Source organism: Sphingopyxis sp. 550A (assembly GCF_053569535.1).
Map to the genome: position 1 here is coordinate 19,319 of NZ_CM131615.1, position 22,732 is coordinate 42,050.

Genomic DNA, 22,732 nt, shown 5'->3' on the forward strand with positions numbered 1-22,732 from the left:
TGTCACGCGGCTTTGGTCAGCATGAAATCGACATGGACCGCATCATAAGGAAAGACGATGCCGCGCTCGGCACGGTCGATCACCCCGGCCGCGAGCAGCGCCTGGACATCACCATGCACCGCCTTGACGTCGCGCCCGACGCGCCGCGCGGCTTCGCGGATCGACATTACGCCTTGCCCCGTCATCGCCTGGAGCAGTTCCCAGCGCTTGCGCGTCAGCGTCTGCCAGAGCAGGTCGGTCGACCCGAAAGAATAATGCGCACCCTGCGCCTTCCCATCGAACGCCGCCAGCGCGCGGGCATCGACCGCTTCGCGCGAAGCGACGGAGAGGGTCACGATGTTCATTCGGGTTTCCATTGATCGACATCCTTCCAGAAGTCCGCCAGCAGAGCCGCCGGAGTGTTGAAGGCATAGGGTGTCTCGCTCTTGCCGACGTGGCGATGGTCGCCTTTGCCGGCCTCGTTGTCGTAGCGCAGCACACAGATGCCGCCGACGACATAAGCGAGGGCATATTTGAGATCATGGTCCGACCCCGGCACCCGCCGGGGTACGCGCCATATCCGCAATTCCACGAATGCCTCGGCGCTGAGTTGGTGGCGTTCGTGAAGAAGCGGCTCCGCCTTCATGTTGGATTTTCTACCAACGATCGGCCTCATTGTCAATGACTCCATCACCCTTTGTCGATGGGATCATTGTCATTCGCGGCGCGAAGCGCACGAATATGCTCGCGCGCGATATGGCGACCGATCGCCTCGGCGATCCGCGTCAGCGCGGCATCGGCATCCGCCGCACGCAGTACGGGCGCATTGTCGTTGGCCGGGACGATGCCCCGTTCGGGCCGCGCATCATCCTCGTGCATGGCTCGTCCCCGCGTCGTCGTCATTGTCCGCACGATAGGCGGCGGGATTGGCGACCCAGCGGTCGATCGCGGATTCATGCCAACCGGCGCCGTGGACGCTGATCTTCACCTGACGCGGGAAAGTGCCTTCGGTGATCTTGCGGTAGACGGTTGAGCGCGAAAGGCCCGTACGGGCGAGGACGGTCTTGAGACGGACAATTCGTTCGGGAGCGGACACGGGGGCTATCTCCAACTTCTGGCGGTTGACGATGCTCCCTGCGAAGCAGCTTTCTTGATCGAAACCCGATTTGCAAGTGCCTCTTCGAGGCAATCCGGCGCAATCGAAGCATAGGATGCAAAGACAGGCGATAGCTCACAATAGCGCATGAACGGCGGCTCGCGGCGCGAAGAGGCAGGAAAAGGAAAGCTTAGCGCAGGATAGCGCTGGCTCTTGTAGGCGGCGCGGATGGACGATCGCTTTGCGGTATCTGTTCGCATGTCTTCGCAGACCTCCGACTCGGTGGTCCGCCCGCCGTGCGCCAGTCTGCGTCACCCTGTCCGATCCATGCAATGGGGAAGGCATTGTCGTGCCGATCCGGGCACACATCTACAGCGTGGTGCCGATAAGTCTTGCCAAGGACCGGAGATTGGCTGAAGATTCCGGCGATGCGCACCGACGTCGATTTTCTTCCTGCCGCGAAGCAGCGCGAGCTTGAGCGCGTCGTCGAGATATTGTTCGACGAGTTCGGCCAGAACACCGAAAACGCGACCGGGCGCCGCAAGGCCGCCCGCATTTTGAAGATCATCCTGTTCGGCAGCCACGCGCGCGGCGATTGGGTTGATGCGCCGCTGTCAGCGAACCAGTATAAATCCGACTACGACATTCTCGTCATCGTCAGCCAGAAGGAGCTGACCGACCGCGCCGCCTATTGGGCGAAGGCCGAGGAACGGCTCATTCGCGCCTATACGATCGAGAAGACGCTGCGGACACCGGTCAATTTCATCGTCCATTCGCTTCACGAAGTGAACGACGGACTCGCGCATGGCCGGGTCTTTTTCATGGAAGTCGCCAAGGATGGCATTGCGCTGTATGAAGCGGATGACCGCGAACTGGCGACGCCCAAGCCCAAGACGTCTGAACAGGCGGCGGGAACAGCGAAGGAATATTTCGAGGAATATTATCCGAGCGCCGCCGCCTTCAAAGACGGTGCAGAATTTTATGTCGGCAAGGGGCGCCTAAAAGAAGCTGCGTTCTCGATGCATCAGGCAACGGAGCGACTATACGTCTGCCTATTGCTGACGCTGACCTTCTACACGCCGTATAACCACAACATCGCATTCCTGCGTGCGCTGGCCGAAGGGCTCGACCGTCGACTGTATGGCATCTGGCCTGAGACCAATCGTCGCGAGCGTGCGATGTTCCAGAAGCTCAAAGAAGCGTATACGAAGGCAAGGTATTCAAAACACTACCGGATCAGCGAGGAAGAGTTAACGTGGCTCGGCGAACGCGTCGAGGAACTCGGCCGCGTCGTCCATCAGGTCTGTTCGGAATGTATCGCCGAACTCGAAAAGGCCGCGCGCGAATAGGCGCATCTCCGCTCGGCTTGCCGGGACTCCGAGATTCTGGCATGATCCGCTGCACGGGATGGAAAGACTGGCGGCCATCCCCGGGATAACCCTGCCAGGCATCATGTAGGTTCGGCCATCACGGTCGGGCAGTTGCTGTAAGCCGCAGTTGCGGCACCAGACAGCGGACACTGCTTGCACATTCGCGCCTCGACGCGCGGACCGCCGGTGTGCGAGCTGCAAATGAATACCCCGAAATCGAAAGCGAACGACGTTTACGCGCGCGAAGTCGTGATGGCGCGCGTTGACCATCTCATCCGCCGCAAGCAGCAGGAGGTCGAGCGTATCGCGCGCATATTGCGCGCCTGCTTCGATCCCGATGCTGTGCAGGCACCCGAGCCGGGCGAGATTCGCCGCATCATCTTGATCGGACCCTATGCCCGGAAGAATTGGTATGAAGACGACGAGACGATCAATTTCTCCGATTACGAGTTCTGGATCGTCGTCAATCATCCGCTGTTCAAGGAAGCGGAATGCTGGACCCGCGCCCGCGATGTCATCGACAGCGAGCTTGGCAACCGCTGCGCGGTCGGCCTTGAACTTTACTCCAAGGCCGACATCCGCGTCGCCAGGGCGGAGCGCGACACCTTCATCCTCGACCGCATCGAGGCGGGCATTTGTCTCTATCGCGCCTCGCGCGATGCGCCGCTGAATGCGCGCGAGCGCAAGGGAGCGCGGGAATGACCGCCCGCCCGGAGATCGCGACATTCGAGGATGTCTACCGTGCCGAATATCCGCGCCTGCTGCGCAGGCTGACGCGGCGGGTCGGCCCCGATGATGCGCGCGACTTTGCGCAGGAGGCCTTCGCCCGGTTCCACCACAGCGGAAAGCTGCCGGTGCTCAACCAGCCGGGCGCCTATCTCAACCGGATCGCGCGCAACATGCTGATCGATCGTGCCCGTCGGAGGAAGAAGCAGGATCGACCGATCTTCTTCCCGTTCGAGGAAGACCGTGACGCGGTTTCGCGCGCCGAGCAGACATGGCGGATCGAGGCAATCGACCTGCTGCGCCTCTATCGGCAGGCGGTGCGCGCCATGCCGCCCAAAACGCGGCGCGTCTTCGTGATGCACCGCATCCACCGCCTGACCTACAAGGAGATCGCGGAGCGGGTCGGCATTAGCGCCGCGACCGTCGAGTACCACATGATGCGGGCGTTGACGCTTTGCCGCGCCGCGGTCGCCGTACAATGGTGATGACCACGCATGTCGGCTGCGGTGACGCCGACACAAGCAAACGCGAGGCCCGTTCGGCTGCCACGTCGCCCCGTTCGCCTGCCGTTGCATTCGATGCCTTCTATCGAGCCGAACACGCACGGATGCTCGGCTATTTCAGGCGAAAGGCTGGACGCGACGACGCCGCCGACCTGGCGCAAGACGCCTTCACGCTGTTCCTGCGCAGCGGCGCGCTGGACAGGGTCGATCATCCCCAGGCCTATCTGATCCGGATCGCGCGCAACTTGCTGATCAACCGGGCACGCGGGCAGAAACGGGCTGGCGCCGTCTTCTATCCATTCGATGAAGAATGCGATGCGCCGGTTCCTCCCGATCAGTTGCGACGGATCGAAGAAATCGACATCCGGCGCGTCTTTCGGCCGACGCTACTGGCGATGCCGCCGAGGACGCGGCGCATCTTCCTGATGAGTCGGCTGCGGCAGCAGACTTACCGCGAGATCGCACAGCAACTCGGCATCACCGACAAAGCCGTCGAGCACCATATATCGCGCGCGCTGGCCCGATGCCGCAAGGCGTTCGCCGCGCGATACGCTTGAAGCGGCGCCGACATATCCCGCCTCATGGCGCGCCCATGGCAATCGAATTATTGTCGGGCAAGGCGTCCGCCTCGAACGCGCGCTTGCCGCGACGCTTCCACAGCGCGGCGGCATGATCTCCCCGTTCGCTTCGCAGCTTGTCGGCCATCCATAGGAACGCGCCATAGAGCATCGCGCGATCATCGTCGGTGAGATCGACAAGTCCCGCTTTCGTGACGAGGCCGCCCAACTCGATCAGTTGGCGCGTTCGCTCGCGGCGTTTCACGACCCATTCGCGCATGTCGGTCCGAGCCTTTCGTGCTTCAATGCGATGCCGCGCCGCCGTCGAGCGGTAGAGTGCCGTCCGGCTGGCGTTCAGATCGCGGCGCAGACTTGCGTTCCTTGCTGCGAAAGAATGCGGCGCCCGCCTTGCGCCAGCCCTCCTTCGCGCCTGCGTCTTTCATCGCAACCGCGCCGAGCAATGCGCCGGCGAGGATGTCGGCGTCGAGCGCATCGGCGCCCGTCGCAATGACGAGTTCACCGAGTTGACGAACGCGGCGTTCCTTGAGGGTCTTCGCCTTGGCTTCGAGCGCGGCGAGTTCCGAATCGATATCGCGGGGTTTACGCATCGCAAAGTCTCCATTGAGTGACGATGCCACCATGATAGAAGAAGCGTGACACCAGCGCAGTAGAGTCGCCGGGACAGTCTGACACCGCCTAGTCCCTGCCGAGAATTTATTCGAGGAGGGCGCGCTTATACGTCGTGCCGACGTGCGCTTGAGGCAGTAGATGGTATGTCGCTATGGCGATCTACCATTTCTCCGTTCAGGTCATCGGCCGCGCGCAAGGGCGCAGCGCCGTCGCAGCCGCCGCCTATCGGGCTGGCGAGCGGTTGCACGATGAGCGGCTGGACCGCGACCATGATTTCCGCGCCAAGTCAGGCGTCGAGCATAGCGAGATCATGCTGCCCGAAGGTGCGCCTGAACAATGGCGCGACCGCGAACGCCTCTGGAATGACGTCGAGGCGTTTGAGAAGCGCAAAGACGCACAGCTCGCCCGCGAGGTGGAATTTTCCATTCCGCGCGAAATGACGAAGGGCGATGGCATCGAGCTTGCCCGCGACTTTGTGCAAGCCGAGTTTGTCGAACGCGGCATGATCGCCGACCTCAATGTCCATTGGGATATCGGCGCGGACGGCATAGCGAAACCTCATGCCCATGTCATGCTGACAATGAGGGAAATTGGGCGCGAGGGGAGCGAAGAAGGCTTCGGGCAGAAGGTCCGCGACTGGAACCGCACAAGCCAAGTCGAGCAATGGCGCGAACGTTGGGCCGATCACGTCAACACGCGCCTTGCCGAACTGGACATAGACGCTCGCATAGATCATCGCAGTTTGGAAGCGCAGGGCATCGACCTGGAGCCACAGGGCAAGATCGGTCCCGCCGCTTCGCGCATGGCGACACGCGGTCTGGAATCCGAACGCGTCGAGGATCACCGCGCCGTCGCGAGAGCCAATGGCGAGCGCATCATTGCCGAGCCGCGTATCGCGCTGGATGCGATCACGCACAGCCAAGCCACATTTACGAACCGCGACATGGCGATGTTCGTGCATCGCCACACCGACGGCAAGGAACAATTTGATGCCGCCATGTCGGCAGTACGTGCATCGCCTGACCTCATCGAACTGGGCAAGGACGGGCGCGGCGAAGATCGGTTCACCAGCCGCGACATGATCGAGACCGAGCAGCGGTTGCAGCGCGCCGCTTCGATAATGGCCGAGCGCGAGCAGCACACCGTCAGCGAGGCGGACCGGGAGGGCGCGCTGGCGCGCGCGGCGGAGCGCGAGCTTGTCCTGTCCGGGGAGCAGCGCGCAGCGTTCGAGCATGTGACCGACCGGCAGGGGTTGAGCGTCGTCGTCGGCTACGCAGGCACCGGCAAAAGCGCGATGCTGGGCGTCGCGCGCGAAGCATGGGAGGACGCGCGGCTGAACGTGCGCGGCGCGGCACTGTCAGGCATCGCGGCGGAAGGGTTGGAGAATGGTTCTGGCATCGCGTCGCGGACCATCGCCAGCATGGAATATGGCTGGTCGCAGGGCCGCGACCTGCTGACCTCGCGCGATGTGCTTGTAATCGACGAGGCGGGCATGGTCGGCACGCGCCAGATGGAACGGGTGCTGTCCCATGCCGCCGATGCCGGCGCGAAGGTTGTGCTGGTCGGCGATCCGCAGCAGTTGCAGGCGATCGAGGCGGGCGCGGCGTTCCGCGCGATCCATGAGAGGCATGGCGGCGTCGAGATTACCGAGGTGCGCCGCCAGCATGAAGGCTGGCAGCAGGACGCGACCCGGCATCTGGCCACGGGCCGAACCGGCGAGGCGATCCATGCCTATGGCGAGCGCGGCATGGTCCATGCGGCCGACACGCGCGAACAGGCACGCGGAGAGCTTGTCGAACGGTGGGACCGCGAGCGCATCGCAGCACCCGATCAGAGTCGCATCATTCTCACGCACACCAACGCCGAGGTGCGTGACCTCAACGAGGCCGCCCGCGACCGGATGCGGGACGCAGGCCAGCTTGGCGACGATGTCCGCGTGAAAACCGAACGCGGCGACCGGGACTTCGCATCGGGCGACCGCATCATGTTCCTGCGGAATGAGCGCAGCCTTGAGGTCAAGAACGGGACGCTCGGGACCGTCGAGCGGGTCAGCCAGCAAAGCATGACCGTCCGCACCGATGACGGACGCAGCGTCGCGTTCGACAGCAAAGATTATGCCCATGTCGATCATGGCTATGCGGCGACGATCCACAAGGCGCAGGGCATGACCGTGGACCGCAGCCATGTGCTCGCCACTCCCGGCATGGACAGCCATGGCGCCTACGTCGGCCTGTCGCGTCACCGCGAAGGCATGGCGCTTCATTATGGCCGCGACGACTTCAGGGACGATGCGCGCCTTGTCCGCACCCTGTCGCGCGAACGCGCCAAGGATATGGCGAGCGACTATGCCACGGCCGATCCGGCGCGCGACTTCGCTGAACGGCGCGGGATCAGCATCCGCGAACGGGTCGCGGAGATTGTTCGCACCGGGAAAGAGAAGGCGCGCGGGATCTTCGACGGCTTGCGCCTCTCGCGGCCCGGTCCGCAGCGCGAGCCGGGCATGTTCGCGGGCTTCCGTCCGCCCGAACGGACGAGCGAGCAGGCGAAGGCGGAGCCTTTCCATGTCAGCGGCCAGCGTCGCGCGGTCGAACGCTATGCGCGCGCTGTCGATGACATCGCCCGGATGCGCGACAGGGGCTTGCCGGTGTTGCCCCACCAGCTTGACGCCCTGAGCCGGGCAGGAGAGGCGCTGGACGCGATTCGGCCTCATGCCACCACCGACCTCGGCCATGCCCTCCAGCGCCAGCCAGAGCTCGTCCACGAGGCCGCACAGGGTCGAGGTCAGGCCGCGGTGCGCGCGATGAACAACGAGGCGGAACTTCGCGCCGACCCCTTCCAGCGTGCCGACCGCTTTGTCGAAGGCTGGAAGCAGCTCCGGCAGGCCCATGACGATCTACGCCGCGACGGCGATGTCCGGGGCGCGAAGCGCGTCGGCCAGCAAATGGCAGTCATGGCGAAAAACCTCGAACGCGACGCGCAGGTCGAATCGCTGTTGCGCGGGCGGCGGCAGGACCTTGGCATCAGAACCAATATGGCACGCGACGTTGGGCGCGACCTCGCGGTGTCGATCCCCGCCGATCTGGGCAAGAATCTTGGCATGAGCCGATAGGAGGACGATATGAACGACGACAACGCGATACCCCGACTGCCCTATGACGATCCCGGCCCCGATCCGGCGACAGAGGCGTTCACCCGCCTCGAAGGGGAAATGGCGATGATGCGCCGCGCGGTCGAGCACCTCGCCACCGAGAAATCCGAAATCGACATTCCGGACTACAGCAAGACGCTGGGCGAGATAGCGAACCGGCTTATCGCCATCGAGCGCCAACCCGCCATGCGGATGACCCCCGAAGACTTCGAGGCGCGGATGACGGCGGCGGCGGCGCGAGCGCGACGCGACGACGAGGTCCTGATTGTGGCTGCGAAGCGGGAGCGTGGCGAGGCCATCCGCGACCTGCGGGCGATCATCGGCACGGCCAACTCCATCTACGAGCAAAAGCGACTCCGCTGGTGGTATGTCGGCGGCGGCTTGTTAGCCGGGTGTCTCCTGTGGTCGGTGCTCCCTGGTTTTGTCGCGCGTATCCTGCCGACAAGCTGGCATCTCCCCGAGCGTATCGCGGCGCGCACCGTTCGCGCGCCAACCCTGTGGGAGGCCGGAACCCGGATCATGCAGGCCGATAGCCCGGAGGCTTGGGCGGCTATCGCCGAAACCGCCGAGATGCGCCTTGAAAACAGCGAAGCCATTGATGTTTGCCTCCTGAGGGCAGTAAAGGTCAGGCAGCCGGTGCGGTGCACGATCAGGGTGAGGGCGCGGCGACCTTGAGCGCGCCGCGTCGGTCAAGCCGACCGTCAGCAATCGTCCGTTGTCAATCAGAAGCGACACCATGCACCGTTCTCGCTGACGGAACTTTGCCGGTTGGGATCCGTGTATCCGCGGAGGGACTTTGATCAAAGATGGGAAGCGCATGACCTACACCGCATTGGCGTTCTAATATCCCTGGCATCGCGGGCCCAAGATCTCGCAACGAGGACTTCAAAATGACAAGCCCCACTACAGGTGCCGTCACCAAACCGAGACTATGTTCGGCCACCTGCAAAGCTGTAGGCGTTGCGCAACGAGCTCTATCGTATGTCGCGCCCAGGGGATGAACGCGCATACTTTTTGGCTCTATCCCACTAGATCCCACTAGCGGCCGCCGAATTTGACGTCCAGGGCGACGCCCAAGAGCCTCTCAGCGTCCGGGCTGGGCCATTGGACCGAGATTCCCGCGCCGCCATACACGCCCTGGCCGGTGACCCGGTTGACGAAGTGCTGGTCCAGGATGTTGCGGGCAAAGAAGGACAGCCGCCACTTGTCGTCGTCGGGCCCGAAGCCAATATTGGCGTTCAGCAGGCCGTAGGCGCCCTGCGTCATCAGCGGATTGCCGGCTGCGTCAAAGCTTACTTTGTCGCGCCAGAACCAGTTCAGAGATGTGTCAATGCGATAGTCGCTCACCCTGCGCTGATAGCTTGCGGTGACGCTGTAGGTTAACTTCGGCGAGTTGGAGAGCGGATTGCCGTCGCCGTAGGTAACCGACTGCGTCGGCGTGATCAGGATGCACTCGCGAGGAGAGGTTCGCGGCGTCCCGAGCGGCAGCACCGTCTGGCCCGAGTAGCAGGAGATGTTCTTGAAATCGGCATAGGTGCTGTCGGCATAGGTCAGCGAACCGTTGAAGGACAGGCTGGGCAGGGGGCGGACCTGCAAATCTGCTTCCACGCCGCGTGTGCGCAGCTTACCCGCATTTGAAAGAATGAATCGCGCGGGCATCTCCCTGACATCGAAGACCGAAGCCTGAAAATCCTTGAAGTCGGTAGCGAAGCCGGTGATGTTCAGGGTGACGGCGCGGTTCAGGAACTGCGACCGCAGCCCGATCTCATAGCTCGTCGGGATTTCCGGTCGGATTATCGTGAGGTTGGATGATATAACCCCCTGCGTGTCGACGCCCGGTCCCTTGTACCCACGCGCAACCGACGCATAGACCATGATGTCCTTGTCGAAGGAATATTGGAGCGTTGCCCGGCCGGAGAAATTCTCGACCGACGAGCGCCCTTGCACCGGCCCGATGAATCGCCCTGGAGTCCCCAAGGTAGATGATGGCATCGTGTACATATTGCCGACAAAGTCGACCTTTTCCGCCGTGTAGCGACCACCGACAATCAATTTCAGTCTCTCGATGGGCTCGTATGACAGTTGTCCGAACACCGCCGCACTGTTGTTCTTCGTCACGCTGTCGAGTGCGCTGCCGTAGTACAGGGTACCGGGCTGGGTCTGCCCGCGATTGCCCGCCGCCTCCACGAGGCCACGATTCTTGGTATAGTTCAGGAACAGTCCACCGACCCATTCAAACGGCCCGCCGGAAGGCGATGTGACACGGAATTCCTGTGAATATTGGTCCAGCCAGCTGGCGCCGCTGTTAATCTCCAGAAAATTGATCGGAAGAATATCGGCATCGTTATTGTCGGCCGTCTTCCAGAATCGATAGGCGGAAATCGACGTAAGGGTCGCCCAGCCGGCATCGAGGTCGACCTGAAGCGACGCGCCCCAGTTCTCGCTATTCTGATAATATGGTGCGTTCGCCGCGATTTCCAGATTCTTCGGCCCCGGCGTGATGCCCTCGGCGGCATTCAATTGACCGAATAGCGATGTGACAGGCGCGGTGCGTGCGGTCCAGGCGCAGCAGAGCTGCTTGCTCTTGCCCCAGTCGGCGAGCAGGTTGACGGTGAGATTGGACGCCGGTTCCCATAACAGCCTTGCGCGAACGCCTCTGGAATCGCGGCCGTTGAGCAGCTCGTTGCGTTCGATGTTCCTGATGATGCCGTCCCGCGTCGTCTGTGCATAGGCGATACGAAATGCCGCCGTATCGGACAGTTTCAGGTTGGCGATCAGGTTCGCTTTCACCTCGTCTTTTGTAGCGTATGAAATACGGCCCTGCAGGCTGTTGGCATATTCCGGCTTTTTCGTGGTGATCGAGATGACGCCGGCGGAGGCGTTTTTCCCGAACAACATACCTTGCGGCCCGCGCAATACTTCGACCCGCTCGATGTCGATCAGGTCGGCCACGGCCTGCCCGGGCCGTGCTAAGGGCACGCCGTCGATGACGACGCCGACGCTCTGCTCGACGGTGTCGGAAAAGACGGCCGTGCCGACGCCGCGAACGGCGAAACCTTCGCCGCGGGTGTTGACGGAATTCTGGAAGTTCAGGCTCGGCGCCACATAGCGAAGCTCCATCGGATTATTGATGCCAAGCGTCTCCAACTGATCGCCGGATACGGCGCTGACGGCCAGCGGCACATCCTGCAATCGCTCGGTCCGCTTCTGCGCGGTGACGATGATCTCCTGACTCTCGCCCCCACTGGCTTCCGGAGCTTCCTGAGCAAAAGCAGGCGTGACCGCGCTGAAAACCGCCGCCGCAGTCACCAACAACTGCTGCTTCCTGAACTTGCTGGACATAAATCCTCCCCAAGGTTTCTCCGATTCCGGATGTCTTCGGGAGTCTTGTAACAAAGCATATGAAATTATAAAAATTCATATAATGAATTTTTTATAATTCATCGTAAGAATGACATGCGGGCTCGGAGTGCGCCATTGCGGCCACATCCATCCGCTTCCAAAATATTAAAATACTTTAGAATCAAATTTTTGCCTCGGAAACTGACGATTTCTCAAACCGCAGATTCATCCCGTGTCGGCTCGCCCTATTGTACTGATATGCATCTGTATCAGGCAGGCATTAGATGACGCCTTGTGTGCGCAGCGCTTCAATCTCATGTTCCGGGCGGCCGAGCAGGTCACGCAGCACCCGATCGGTATGTTCGCCGAGCGCCGGGGGCGGCAGGCGCGGCTCCCCCGCCGCGCCGTCTATGCGGATCGCCGTGCCGACCTGCGGCACATCGCCGCCGCGTGCGGGCGTGCGGTAAAAGATCCCGCGCCGCAGCATCTCCGTGTCGGTCACCACTTCATCGATACGGTTGATTGGTCCCGATGGCACGCGCGCGCGCGTGAATTCAGCAAGCCAGTCCGCGCGCGGCCGCGTGAGCAGGATCGCCTGGATGCGCTCGACGATCGCGGTGCGCTGCTCGCGGCGCAGCGCATTGGTCGCATAGCGCGAATCGCTGACCATCGACGGATCGCCCAGAACCTCCCAAAAGCGCGCCCAGATCGCGTCGTTTCCAAGGCCCAGGGTGATCGGCTCGTCGGCAGTCTCGAACGCCTGATAGATGGCAATCACGCTGTCCTTCGCGCCCGTGCGCTGCGGCACTTCGCCCGATCCCAGATAAGGCGTGATGCGGCAGGCGAGGAAGCGCGTCATCGAATCGACGAGTGCGATATCAACGAGGGCGCCTTCCCCTGTCGCCTTACGGCGGAACAGCGCGGCGAGCGCACCAAAGGCAGCATCCTGCCCAGCAAGCATGTCTGCTGCGGGCGCACCAATTTTCTGTGGTTCGCCGCCCGCTTCGCCCGTGATGTCCATGATCCCCGAATAGCCCTCGGCGATTAGGTCATAGCATGGCCGGTCGGCCCGGTCGCCGTCTACGCCAAAGCCGGTGATCGAGGCATAGACGAGGCGCGGGTTAAGCGCACGCATCGCACCATGGTCGATACCCAGCTTCGCCGCGACGCGCCCCGGTGCATTGACGATCATCACATCGGCCGCGCGTACCAGATCCTCCAGGATCGCACGGCCCTCGGGCTTTGCATAGTCGAGGCGTACGCTTTGCTTGTTGCGGTTGACGCTGAGGAACCAGAGCGATTCCCCGTGCAGGAAGGGTGGCCCCCACGCACGCGCATCGTCGCCGCCGGGCCGTTCGACCTTGACCACCTCGGCGCCCATGTCGCCGAGCAGCATCGCCGCATAAGGACCTGCGACCGAGCTGGTCAGGTCGAGCACGCGCACGCCCGTCAACAAGTCGAATCCGCCCCCGGACGGCACGAGCGGAAGCGCTTCGAGAGGAAGCGTGTGGTTCATGTCAGATCGCTCCCCGGCCTTTTCGACCGGCAGCGGCGGCAAGGCCTCGTTTGAGCCACGCGCGCGTGTCGGCGGGATCGATCACCGCGTCGATATCGATGAATTGTGCCGCCGCCACGGCTTTCCCACTCGAATAAAGCGCGGCAACGAACTCCTGGAAACGAGCTTCGCGCGCCACCGGATCGGCGATCGCCTCCAGCTCGCGGCGATGGCCGAGGCGGACCGCGCCCTCCAGCCCCATGCCGCCCAACTCGCCGGTCGGCCATGCGATCGTGAAGGCGCCGGCGTGGAGCGATCCGCCCGCCATCGCCATAGCGCCGAGGCCATAACCCTTCCGGATCACGATCGTGAACATTGGTACGCGCAGCGAAGCAGCGACGGTAAACATATGCGCGCCTTTGCGCACCGTGCCGGTTTTCTCCGCCTCCGGCCCGACCATGAAGCCGGGTGTATCGCACAGCGACAGGATCGGAATTCCGAACCTGTCGCAAAGCTCAAGGAAATCCGTTGCCTTGCTGCATCCGTCAGCGTCCATCGCGCCTGATAGGCGACGGCAGTCATTGGCGATCAGCCCCAGCGGGCGCCCGTCGACCCGCAGCAGCCCAGTTATCATCCCCGGGCCGAACCCGGCGCGCAGCTCGGTCCAGCTCTCATGATCGGCGATCACTTCGATCGCCTTGCCGATATCGAATATGCGCAGCCGGTTTTCAGGGACGACCTGGCGGAGCAAGCGCTGGTCGGCATAGTCGGCCTGGCCGGTTCGACCCTGGAAATAGCCTAAGAGTTGCTTGGCGGAGGCGGTCGCGGCGGCTTCGTTGACCACACTTACGTCTACCACGCCGTTCGCCCGCATCACTTCGATCGCCCCGATCTCCTCGGGAGCGAAGGTGCCAAGTCCTCCGCCCTCGATCATTGCCGGGCCGCCGAGCCCTATGTTCGAATCCTCCGTGGCGATGATGATGTCGCAGCAGCCGAGCATGACCGCATTGCCCGCGAAACAGCGCCCCGAAGCGATCCCGATGCGGGGGATAAGCCCAGAAAGAGCAGCGAGATCGTGAAAGCTCGGTCCGGCTAGGCCGGTCGACCGGCGCCCCTCGCTGCCGTCGCTGGGGCGACCTCCGCCGCCCTCGGTATAGAAGACCAGCGGAAGCTCGAGGTCACGCACGACGGCGAGCAGCCGGTCGGTCTTCGCATGATTGATCCGGCCCTGCGTGCCCGCAATTACCGTGAAATCATAAGCGAGCGCTGCGCATTTCGCCTTTTCCTCGCCGAATTCGGCGGCATTGACGGTGCCAATACCGGTGACGAGGCCATCGCCCGGCGTCGTCCGCATCAGATCTTCAACAGTGCCGCGCCGCCCGCTGGCTATGGCAAGGCCGCCATATTCGATGAAGCTGCCAGGATCGAACAGGTCGGAAAGATTCTCACGCACCGTCCGCTGGCCGGACCGGCGTCGCTTGGCGACCGCGTCCGGGCGATGCTCGTCGAGCGTTAGCGCGATGCGCGCATCCAACTCGACGAGATCAGGTCGGCGCGCATCGAGATCGATCGCCGTCGATTCAGACGTCTCACTTTCGCCGATCTCGGCGGGCTCGAGGAACAACAGCGGCGCCCCTTCACCGAACACCTCTCCCGGCGTCGCGACGATCGCGCGAACCAGCCCGGAAAACTCCGCCGTGATGACATGCTGCATCTTGAGCGCTTCCATCACCGCGAGCGGCTGTCCCGCGCGTACGGCGTCGCCGGGACCTGCGTCAAAAGAAACCAGCAGCCCCGTCAGCGGCGCCGGAACCGCGACGGTGCCAGGCGGGGTGACAGGATGAGCGGCAGAGGGCGCCCGCATGGCCAGGCCGAAATCCCGCTCGACACGGACCTCAGCGGCCAGCAGGTCCGGCAGCGCCCGTTCGAACCAGCGCGTATCGATCGTCGAAGCGGCGAATTCGGGGCGGTCGAGCAACGCCGCCAACAGCGCCAGATTATTCTCTGCCCCGTCGATCCGAAAATCGGCGAGCGCGTGGCGCGCCCGGCGAATCGCGGCGGCAAAATCCTCACCATGGACGATCAATTTGGCTACCAGCGAGTCGAACCGCGGATTGACCATGTAGCCCGTATAGCCCGCGCCATCGACGCGCACGCCCGGTCCGCCCGGCACCTCATAGGCAGTGATCGCGCCGCTGGCGGGACGGATGTTGCCCTCAGCGTCGATGCTTTCGGCATTGATACGCAACTGGATCGCGCATCCGCGCGGCGCAGGGCCTTGATCCAGCCCAAGGTTGACGAGCCGGGCGCCGCCCGCGATGTGAAGGCTCGCCTTGACCAGATCGACGCCAAAGACCTCTTCGGTGACGGTATGCTCGACCTGGATACGCGGATTGACCTCGATGAAAGCGAAAGCATGCCGGTCCCCCGGCGCGGCGTCGCAATCGACCAGGAATTCCACTGTCGCCAGTCCGCTATAAGGCGCGGCGGCGATCAGACGGTGTGCGGCAGCAACGATGCGCGCTTCCAGATCGGAGGCGAGCGCGGGGGCCGGCGCGATCTCCACCAGTTTCTGGTTGCGGCGCTGGAGCGTGCAGTCGCGCGTGCCGATCGTAGTGACCTTGCCGTCGGCATCGGCGACCACCTGCACCTCGATATGGCGGGCCCGCTCGACGAAGCGTTCGACGATCACCGCTCCCGATCCGAACGCGGCCTCCGCCTCCGCCGCGCAGGCTGCCATCGCGGCCTCAAGCTCGGCAGCGTCGCGGACCAGCCGGATACCGCGCCCGCCTCCGCCCGCGACGGCCTTCACCATCACCGGCCCCGTGGCAAGCAACGCTAGCGCCGCCGAGAGATCGGCATGATCGATGCCCTCGAGCGTGGGCACCCCCGCGCTTTCGGCCAGCTTCTTGGCGTGCAGCTTGTCGCTGAACCGTTCCAGAGCTTGGGGCGACGGGCCAATGAACCGGATTCCTGCATCAGCACACGCACGGGCGAAGTCGGCATTTTCGCTGAGAAGCCCATAACCGGGATGCATCGCATCGCATCGGTGCACGACGGCCGCTTTCACCACTTCCGCAATATCAAGGTAAGCGGCGGGCCCGTTGCCCGGAAGCTCCACCACTTCGTCGGCCAAACGAAGGTGAAGCGCCCGCGCATCGTCGGACGAATGGACCGCGACTGTCGCGATGCCGAGCTCCCTTGCTGCGCGTGCGATGCGGATCGCGATTTCTCCGCGATTGGCGATCAGCAGTTTCTCGATCTTCCCGCTCACGTCATTCCGCTCCGGCCTTCACAGCATAGCTCCAGGCCAGCTTCGCTAGCGCCGCGACGCGCGGTTCCGCATTGGCCGCGTCGGGATGGTTCGCGGTCCCGTCACGCACGCGCCCCAATATGCCCTGCGTGATGCCCGCCAGCCGGAAGAAATTATAGGCGAAGAACCAGTCGAGATTTTCGATCCCCGACCGTCCGGTGAGGCCGCAATATTGCTCGATCGCTTCCTCCATCGCCGGAATACCGTGCGCCGCGAGATCGGTGATCTGTGAAACCGGTCCATTGATCCAGTTGGTCAGCACATAGGTAAAATCCGCAAGGGGATCGCCCAGCGTTCCGAGCTCCCAGTCCAGAACCGCGGCAACATGCGGCTCCGTCGGATGGAAGATCATATTGTCCATGCGATAGTCGCCATGCACCACTGACAGGCGGTCCTGCGGCGGCACCGTCGTCGGCAGCCAAGCGGCCAGGCGCTCCATCTCATCGATATGACGGGTTTCGGAAGCTTTGTACTGCCGCGCCCAGCGATCGACCTGTCGCGCCATATAGTTGCCGGGCCGACCATAGCGGGAAAGGCCGATCGCCGCATGATCGAGATTGTGCAACGAAGCGAGCGTCCCGATCTGCGCCTTGAAAATAGCGTTGCGTTCGACGGGTGCGAATTGCGGCAAGCTCTGGTCCCAGAAGATCCGTCCCTCCACCATCTCCATGATATAAAACCATGTTCCGATGACATCATCGTCCGTGCAAAGGGCAAAGGGACGCGCCACGGGAAAGCCGGTTGGGTAGAGCGCAGAAATCACTCTGAATTCACGGTCGACCGCGTGAGCGGAAGGCAGAAGCCTGCCCGGAGGCTTGCGCCGCAGGACATAGCTCGCCGTGGGAGTGCGGAGTTGGTACGTAGGATTGGATTGCCCGCCCCTGAATTGACGGACCGCAAGCGGGCCATCATAGCCTTCGACATGGGCCGTCATCCACGCGGCGAGCGCGGCAGGATCGAAGCGATGGGCCTCTTCGGGCTCCTTGGTGCCGGTATTGGCCCGCTCGCGCGCCTGCGCGGCGGAAAAGCCCGGGATTTCGGACATGGCCTGCTCTTTCATGTATCGCTGGGAATCGATGATCCGGGACCGGAAACGGAGCGAGCCGCCAAGAAGAACATCACGGCGGCTGCTAGAAACGCGGCGCAAGGGACGAGCAGCGCCCAGCGCAATGCGTCCTCTCCAAAGCGCGGTGTGATGATGTCGCTGATAGCACCCGAGATGAAGGGACCCAGCCCGTTGCCGAATATGGCGATCGCAAACACCATAATCGCAATCCCCATGGCCCGTCGATGCGGTTCACAAAACGACTGGATCGAAGACAGCGCGACGCCCGATGCGCCGCCAGCAGCCATCGATGCGAACACCTGCATCGACAGGGCGGTCGGCACGTCCGGACTGAGGAGCACAAGACCATATAGCGGGGCAGATGCAATGGACGTGATCATCGGCAGCCGCATTTCCCAGCGCGCATCCTTCTGTATAAGACGAACAGAGAGCCCGCCCCCCAGCAGTACGCCGAAAATTCCCCCTGCTGCCGAGGCGGCCCCCATCCACGCCCCAGCCTCCGCCACGCTGAGGTGATGAGAGCGTATGAAATAGGGAATCATCCACAATTTCAGACTGTAGCTGGCGAACGCTCCGAATGTGTTTGCCGCCACAATATGACGGTAAGGCGCCCGCTTCATCAAAGCCACGAAAGCCGTATGCCACGGCTCGCCTGCCTCGGACCGGGCTTCCCGCGGCGCTGGTTCGGGTAGAGTGAGGAGGATGAGCAGTGCCAGCGGCAGGCCGCATAACCCGAAAGCCAGAAGCGTCATACGCCAGCCGAACTGCCCGGTCAGATAGGCCGCAATGATCAACCCGATGCTCAGGCCCGCGATACCACCGGCCTGGAACAGGCTGATCCCCAGCGCCCGGCGTCGCGGAGACATATAGTCACCGATAACAGAATGCGATATTGGTATACAGCCAGCTTCCCCGATCGCCACGCCCATTCGGGCGACCGCGAGAGACAGGAACGAGCCGGCGAACCCCATCATTGCGGTCGCCACACTCCAGATCGCAACGCACAATCCCAGGATTCTGACGCGCACGGTCCGATCTGCTAGCCGCGCGATGGGAATGCCGGCGGCGGCATAAACCAGGGCGAATATCAGCCCCGACAGCAACCCCACATTCGCGTCGCTGAGGCCAAGCTCGCGCTTGAGCGGCTCGGCGATCACCGACAGGACCATCCGGTCGGCATAATTGAAGAAGCTCACCAAGGCGAGAACACCAAGCGCATATCCCGTCATCTTTGGACTGATGCCGAATTGCTCCGGACTGGCTTGCTCGCGCTGATCCGCGATGTCCGACATCTCAGACATCGTCCTGAAGCATCACGCCATGCCCACGAGGTCCATGCGACAAGCGCAGTTTTCTTGGCCTTTTTGACATGACCTCTCCCAATGCTCTCGCCCGTCGATTCCGGGGCGACAATTAGTGCAGCCTAGGGTTGTCGATTCAATTATCAAAATTCATACGTTGAATTTTTCATAATTCGTAATACGAATGAGATATGGTGGACCTCCCCGACAAGACCCCAAGTCTCAAGCGCCTTCGGCGACAGGATCTGAACCTCTTCGTCGTGATGGACGCTATTTATCGCGAACAAAGCCTGACGGCGGCCGGAGAGCGGCTAGGCTTGACACAGCCTGCGATGAGTCATGCCCTCAGGCGGCTCCGCGAAATGCTCGGCGACGACCTTTTCGGTCGGCAGGGCGCCAGCATGACACCCACCCCTTTCACTCGAAACATCATCTCCGACGTCCGACGGGCCCTACTGCTTCTGGAAGGGCGTCTCCACGAACAGCGGCGCTTCGATCCGGTCAACGCGAACCAGATATTTCGCCTTGGCCTTTCGGAGCGCACGGAAATCATCGTGCTGCCGGATTTGATCGACTGGCTTGGCCGGGAGGCGCCGGGCGTTAGCGTTGTCTCGGCCAGCACGCGATCCGACGAGATCGAAAGCGGCCTTGCCAGCGGTCACGTCGACCTTGTCCTGGAGGCATCCGTCCCAGTTGGTGCTGCGATACGACGCCGAATGCTGACACAAGACGAACTGGTGGTGGCGGTTCGTCGCGGGCATCGCCAGCTAAGCGGCAAGCAGTTGAGCCTAGAGGAATATCTTGCGCTGAATCATGTTCTCGTCGCCGGAAATCGAGGCGCCGGCGTGGAGGATCACGAACTAAGCCGACGCGGATTGCGCCGGACCGTGGTCGTTCAATGCCAGTCGCACAAAAGTGCGCTGGAAATCATCCTGCGTTCCGACATCGCGCTTACGCTCTCACGGTTGGAAGCAGAAACGATCACGGCCGCAGATGAACTCGAATTCCACCCGTTCCCGCTCGATTCCCCTATGCCGCCACTAACGCTATATTGGCACGCGTCGATGCAGGACGACCCCGCCAATTCCTGGCTTAGACAGGCCATCAGCTTGTTGATGTTGCAAGATAAAATCCCGTAATCCGGAATCAGGCCAGCGCACCGCGCTTTTGCGTGGTCAGCACACCCAGAAGAGCAAAGAGATTTTTCCTCAATGTTTCCGCCGCTTGGTCGGGAACGCGCGGATGCCGCCAGGCGCTTCCTTCCACGACCGCAGACCAGAGGTCGGCAGCCTCGGCCGGCGACATGACAAGCTGCAGGCCCACGGCATCCACCAGTTCCGCGATCCGCTGGCCGAGGTTGGCCGCCAGCCGTTCGGCGATCGCCTCATAGCGTTCGGCGACATTCGCATTTCGCGCGGCCAGCAGGCGGAATTCGGCGTGCAAAAGCCTCCACTTCGCGTCATTCGCTTCCGTCAGAGCATAACGGTGGGCAGCAGCGCCCAGCGGGTCGGGATGATCCGCAACGCCGATCCACAAGCGCGCCAAGCGGCTGGCTAGACGCCGAGCCTCCTCGTCGAACACGGCAATGAACAGGTCTTCCTTCGATGCATAGCTGGAATAAAAGGCTCCTCGCGTCATATTGATGCGCTGACAGATCGCATCGAGGCTCGCCGCCTCGAAGCCCCGTTCCGCAAAAATATCGCAAGCCGCCTCCAAAAGTCGCGCCGCCGTGTCGGCCCGGCGCATCTTCACCCTCGGCATGGGCGGCTTAAACGCCGTTGCCATCATCATCCTCCGCAATTGACATACCAATCTGAATCGGCCTACCAAGCAAATATACGAACTCGTATATTAGCTTGGACCCGTTGAGAGGATAGCACGTGGCCACTGCAAAGTCCGATGAAAAAGCCGTTCCATCCAAGGAGGAGGAGCGTACTTCGCGCCCCATCGCTCCTCCGCCCCATCTGAGCGAGATGGCGCAGCAGCTTCTCTCGACGCCGCCCGCAGCCAGGCCTCCGTTCCCGTCGACGGACGATCCGGAGAGTTGGATACCCTATATTGAATCGATGAACGACCGGTTCCGGAACTTTATGAACCCCCGCCTGCGCGAACGGATGCAACGAGTCCGGACTACCTCGCTGGGAGGCTCCTTGTGCTATGTAGCCGAACCGGAGCAGAATGTCGTCGCGGGCAAGGTTTGCCTGTCGCTCCACGGCGGTGCGCTGATGCTTCAGGGCGGCGATCTCGTTGCCTATGATGTTCTGAAGACAGCCTCGCAAAGCGGCTACCTGACCTTTTCGGTCGACTATCGAATGCCGCCGCACGATCCCTATCCCGCCGGTCTCGATGATTGCCTTGCTGCCTATGCCCACCTGCTGGAAAGCTGGCGCGCGCAGGATATCATTGTCATCGGCATTTCGGCGGGGGGCAATCTCGCCGCGTCGATGGTCCTGCGCGCCATCGACGAAGGGCTGCCCGCTCCAGCCGGGCTTGTGCTGCGCTCGCCAGAGGTCGATCTCACGGAATCGGGCGACACCTTCCACACAAATTTCGGGATCGACAATGTCCTGCCGGTCAAGTTGATGCCGATCAACCGCGTCTATGCCGGGGGACAACCGCTCGATCATCCCTATATCAGCCCGCTCTTCGGCGGCTTCACGTCGGCTTTCCCGCCAACCTTCGTGCAGTCGGGCACGCGCGACCTGTTCCTGTCGAACTCCGTTCGCATCCACCGGAAGCTGCGCGATGCGGGCGTCGATGCCGAACTCCATGTCTGGGAAGCCATGCCGCATGCGGGTTTTGGGGGATTGAGCCCCGAGGATGAAGAGGTTTGGGCCGAAATCCGCCGGTTCATGGCCAGATGCTTCGGCAAAAGCAACGGACAGGCTCCGCGCGCCCGCAAGTCGCGCTGAACGGCAACACCAGATAATAAAAGAGAGGAATGCCACAGTGGCAATTGATTTCGAGATTCCCGAAGAAGCCCAGAAAATCCGCGACGAAGTGCGCCAATGGGTGCAAGACGAATGCATCCCGGCGGAAAAGCGCGTTGTCGACGAAGAATCCTACAAGTCCGTTTTAGCCGAGCTTCGCGCGAAAGCGCGCGCCCAGGGTCTGTGGCTGCCTTTCGTGCCCAAGGAATATGGCGGCATGGGGTTAGGGCCGCTCGCCAACGCGCTGGTGCAGATGGAACTCAGCCAGAGCCATCTCGGTACACTCAGCCTGAACACGCAGGGACCTGACGACGCCACCATCCTCACGCTGCTGGAATATGGCACCGACTATCAGAAGGAGAAATTCCTCAAGCCGCTACTGAACGGCGACAAGCGCGTCTGCTATTCGATGACGGAGAAGGCCGCGGGCGCCGACGCCACCGGTATGCGAACCACCGCCGTCAAGGATGGCAACGCGAACTATATCCTCAACGGCGAGAAATGGTTCACCTCTGCTGCCAGTGCTGCCGATATCGCCGTCGTAATGGCGCGCACCGACCCGGACGCGCCGCGCCACCGGCAATTCTCTACCTTCATCGTCGAACTGCCGAATCCTGGCTATGTCATCAAGCGCGATGTCCCCACCATGGCCCTCGCAACCCCTATGTCGCACGTCATGGGCGCCAGCCACTCCGAGATAGAGATCAGAGATCTGGTAGTTCCCGCGGAGAACCTGCTGGGCGGCGAAGGAAACGGCTTTGCCATGGGGCAGCATCGGCTTGCCTATGGCCGCCTGCGACACGGCATGCGCAACATCGCCATGGCGCAGCGCGCGCTGGACCTTGCCGCCGCGCACGTCACCAGCCGCGAAACCTTCGGCAAACCCCTTCATGAGCGCCAGGCCGTGCAGTTCATGATGGCCGAGTGTGCAAGTCAACTCTACATCGCCCGCCTCATGCTGCTGCACATCGCCTACAAGGCGGAGAAGGGCGCGGACCTGCGCCAGGAAAATTCCATAGCCAAGGTCTACCTCGCCCACATGGTCCACAAGGTCGTGGACACCGCGATCCAGCTTCACGGCGCGCTGGGCTATAGTCAGGATACGCCGCTGGCGGCCTGGTATGCGGATATCCGTTCACAGCGGCTGGTCGACGGTCCGGACGAGGTCCATCGTTGGATGGTCGGGCGCAACGTCATCAAGGCCTATCAGCAGACGGGGACGACGGCGAGCGCATGCGGCGGGGACATGCTCTGAACGGCATGGCGGCCATGCCGT

The 22,732-nt window shown here is 62.5% G+C and carries 21 protein-coding genes; 9 read left to right on the forward strand and 12 right to left on the reverse strand.

Going from position 1 to position 22,732, the window contains the following annotated elements:
- Window positions 1–2 precede the first annotated feature (2 nt).
- The 4 genes from ACVENA_RS00135 to ACVENA_RS00150 are packed head-to-tail and all read right to left on the reverse strand — an operon-like array spanning window position 3 to window position 1,075.
- A complete protein-coding gene (locus tag ACVENA_RS00135; protein WP_449327149.1) occupies window positions 3–344 on the reverse strand; it encodes an HVO_A0114 family putative DNA-binding protein in 342 nt (113 codons plus the stop codon).
- Window positions 341–625: a toxin-antitoxin system TumE family protein gene (locus tag ACVENA_RS00140; RefSeq protein WP_449327150.1), complete on the reverse strand. Its 285-nt coding sequence runs from the start codon at window positions 623–625 to the stop codon at window positions 341–343. Before ACVENA_RS00140 ends, ACVENA_RS00135 begins: the two co-directional genes overlap by 4 nt.
- A gap of 44 nt (window positions 626–669) precedes the next feature.
- Window positions 670–858, reverse strand: a complete 189-nt coding sequence (locus ACVENA_RS00145; protein WP_449327151.1) for a hypothetical protein — start codon at window positions 856–858, stop codon at window positions 670–672.
- Window positions 845–1,075: a helix-turn-helix transcriptional regulator gene (locus ACVENA_RS00150; RefSeq protein WP_449327152.1), complete on the reverse strand. Its 231-nt coding sequence runs from the start codon at window positions 1,073–1,075 to the stop codon at window positions 845–847. The genes ACVENA_RS00145 and ACVENA_RS00150 overlap by 14 nt, the downstream gene beginning before the upstream one ends.
- 428 nt (window positions 1,076–1,503) lie before the next feature.
- Here ACVENA_RS00150 and ACVENA_RS00155 point away from each other — a divergent pair, with 428 nt between their 5' ends.
- The 4 genes from ACVENA_RS00155 to ACVENA_RS00170 all read left to right on the forward strand — a co-directional run bounded on the left by ACVENA_RS00155 (window position 1,504) and on the right by ACVENA_RS00170 (window position 4,231).
- Window positions 1,504–2,424, forward strand: a complete 921-nt coding sequence (locus ACVENA_RS00155) for a HEPN domain-containing protein (protein ID WP_449327153.1) — start codon at window positions 1,504–1,506, stop codon at window positions 2,422–2,424.
- 222 nt (window positions 2,425–2,646) lie between these two features.
- Window positions 2,647–3,147 carry a hypothetical protein gene (locus ACVENA_RS00160; protein WP_228383623.1) on the forward strand — a complete coding sequence of 167 codons (501 nt, stop codon included), beginning with the start codon at window positions 2,647–2,649 and terminating at the stop codon, window positions 3,145–3,147.
- Entirely contained in the window at window positions 3,144–3,656 is a 513-nt protein-coding gene (locus ACVENA_RS00165; RefSeq protein WP_081997317.1) for an RNA polymerase sigma factor, read from the forward strand. The genes ACVENA_RS00160 and ACVENA_RS00165 overlap by 4 nt, the downstream gene beginning before the upstream one ends.
- Window positions 3,656–4,231 carry a sigma-70 family RNA polymerase sigma factor gene (locus ACVENA_RS00170; RefSeq protein WP_160292405.1) on the forward strand — a complete coding sequence of 192 codons (576 nt, stop codon included), beginning with the start codon at window positions 3,656–3,658 and terminating at the stop codon, window positions 4,229–4,231. Before ACVENA_RS00165 ends, ACVENA_RS00170 begins: the two co-directional genes overlap by 1 nt.
- A 22-nt stretch (window positions 4,232–4,253) precedes the next feature.
- On the opposite strand, the gene ACVENA_RS00175 is transcribed toward ACVENA_RS00170, so the two are convergent.
- Window positions 4,254–4,511: a conjugal transfer protein TraD gene (locus ACVENA_RS00175; protein WP_039574925.1), complete on the reverse strand. Its 258-nt coding sequence runs from the start codon at window positions 4,509–4,511 to the stop codon at window positions 4,254–4,256.
- Between the two features lie 22 nt (window positions 4,512–4,533).
- Entirely contained in the window at window positions 4,534–4,839 is a 306-nt protein-coding gene (locus ACVENA_RS00180) for a conjugal transfer protein TraD (protein ID WP_039574926.1), read from the reverse strand.
- Between the two features lie 173 nt (window positions 4,840–5,012).
- Between ACVENA_RS00180 and traA the strand changes: the two genes are divergently transcribed.
- Window positions 5,013–7,970, forward strand: a complete 2,958-nt coding sequence (gene traA, locus ACVENA_RS00185) for a Ti-type conjugative transfer relaxase TraA (protein ID WP_449327154.1) — start codon at window positions 5,013–5,015, stop codon at window positions 7,968–7,970.
- A gap of 9 nt (window positions 7,971–7,979) precedes the next feature.
- The gene (locus ACVENA_RS00190; RefSeq protein WP_449327155.1) at window positions 7,980–8,684 is read left to right on the forward strand and encodes a DUF6118 family protein; all 705 of its coding nucleotides are present in this window, start codon (window positions 7,980–7,982) and stop codon (window positions 8,682–8,684) included.
- Between the two features lie 363 nt (window positions 8,685–9,047).
- On the opposite strand, the gene ACVENA_RS00195 is transcribed toward ACVENA_RS00190, so the two are convergent.
- From ACVENA_RS00195 to ACVENA_RS00215, 5 genes are all read right to left on the reverse strand, one after another.
- Window positions 9,048–11,351, reverse strand: a complete 2,304-nt coding sequence (locus tag ACVENA_RS00195; RefSeq protein WP_449327156.1) for a TonB-dependent receptor — start codon at window positions 11,349–11,351, stop codon at window positions 9,048–9,050.
- Between the two features lie 280 nt (window positions 11,352–11,631).
- The gene (locus ACVENA_RS00200; protein WP_449327157.1) at window positions 11,632–12,867 is read right to left on the reverse strand and encodes a CaiB/BaiF CoA transferase family protein; all 1,236 of its coding nucleotides are present in this window, start codon (window positions 12,865–12,867) and stop codon (window positions 11,632–11,634) included.
- 1 nt (window position 12,868) lies between these two features.
- Window positions 12,869–16,120: a DUF3182 family protein gene (locus tag ACVENA_RS00205; protein WP_449327158.1), complete on the reverse strand. Its 3,252-nt coding sequence runs from the start codon at window positions 16,118–16,120 to the stop codon at window positions 12,869–12,871.
- Window position 16,121: 1 nt separating this feature from the next.
- Window positions 16,122–17,204, reverse strand: coding sequence for a phosphotransferase family protein (locus tag ACVENA_RS00210; protein ID WP_449327159.1), 1,083 nt, complete (start codon window positions 17,202–17,204; stop codon window positions 16,122–16,124).
- A gap of 11 nt (window positions 17,205–17,215) precedes the next feature.
- On the reverse strand, window positions 17,216–18,517 hold the full coding sequence (locus tag ACVENA_RS00215) for a spinster family MFS transporter (protein ID WP_449327160.1): 1,302 nt from the start codon (window positions 18,515–18,517) through the stop codon (window positions 17,216–17,218).
- Between the two features lie 200 nt (window positions 18,518–18,717).
- Here ACVENA_RS00215 and ACVENA_RS00220 point away from each other — a divergent pair, with 200 nt between their 5' ends.
- Window positions 18,718–19,665 carry a LysR family transcriptional regulator gene (locus tag ACVENA_RS00220; RefSeq protein ID WP_449327161.1) on the forward strand — a complete coding sequence of 316 codons (948 nt, stop codon included), beginning with the start codon at window positions 18,718–18,720 and terminating at the stop codon, window positions 19,663–19,665.
- A gap of 7 nt (window positions 19,666–19,672) precedes the next feature.
- On the opposite strand, the gene ACVENA_RS00225 is transcribed toward ACVENA_RS00220, so the two are convergent.
- Entirely contained in the window at window positions 19,673–20,317 is a 645-nt protein-coding gene (locus ACVENA_RS00225; RefSeq protein WP_449327162.1) for a TetR/AcrR family transcriptional regulator, read from the reverse strand.
- Window positions 20,318–20,676: 359 nt separating this feature from the next.
- On the opposite strand from ACVENA_RS00225, the gene ACVENA_RS00230 reads away from it, so the two are divergent.
- Window positions 20,677–21,438, forward strand: coding sequence for an alpha/beta hydrolase (locus ACVENA_RS00230; RefSeq protein ID WP_449327163.1), 762 nt, complete (start codon window positions 20,677–20,679; stop codon window positions 21,436–21,438).
- Between the two features lie 37 nt (window positions 21,439–21,475).
- Window positions 21,476–22,711, forward strand: a complete 1,236-nt coding sequence (locus tag ACVENA_RS00235) for an acyl-CoA dehydrogenase family protein (RefSeq protein WP_039574934.1) — start codon at window positions 21,476–21,478, stop codon at window positions 22,709–22,711.
- Window positions 22,712–22,732: the final 21 nt, after the last annotated feature.